Origin of the sequence: Vibrio genomosp. F10 str. 9ZD137, assembly GCF_049974785.1 — a bacterium.
Classification (GTDB): Bacteria; Pseudomonadota; Gammaproteobacteria; order Enterobacterales; family Vibrionaceae; genus Vibrio.
Genome location: NZ_JBNGCJ010000018.1, coordinates 1 through 450, shown reverse-complemented (window position 1 = coordinate 450; position 450 = coordinate 1). Strand labels below are relative to the sequence as shown.

Sequence of the window (450 nt, the reverse complement as noted above, 5' to 3'; positions counted from 1 at the left end):
ACCGCTCTTCCGATCTAGCCAAAGTCCAAGCGGCTTTGCTTGAAGCGATGGCGGAAGGCACCATAACGGTAGGGGGGCAAACTCATATTTTGCCTGAATTGTTTATGGTATTGGCCACACAAAACCCTGTCGAACAAGAAGGCACGTACCCGTTGCCAGAAGCTCAAATGGACCGCTTTATCATGAAAGTGACGGTCGATTACCCGGAAGATGAAGCCGAGCGCGACATTATTCGACTTGTACGCAGTGAGGAGCTTGGGGTCACCAAGCAAACCGATGATACCGCTCCACCCCATATAGAACCATCTCTCGTCTTAGAGGCACGTCGCCAACTTCCAGATGTTGCCGTTTCAGAATTAGTTGAACGCTATATTGTGGCGTTGGTGATGGCGACGAGAAAGCCAGAACGTTACCCTGATTCGAATCTTTCCCAATGGATTGACGTTGGTG

1 protein-coding gene is annotated in these 450 nt (G+C 50.2%); it reads left to right on the top strand.

The genetic code is table 11. The features are described from left to right. A partial coding sequence (locus ACP45E_RS00300) for an AAA family ATPase (protein WP_198927655.1) occupies positions 1-450 on the top strand: 450 nt, incomplete at both ends.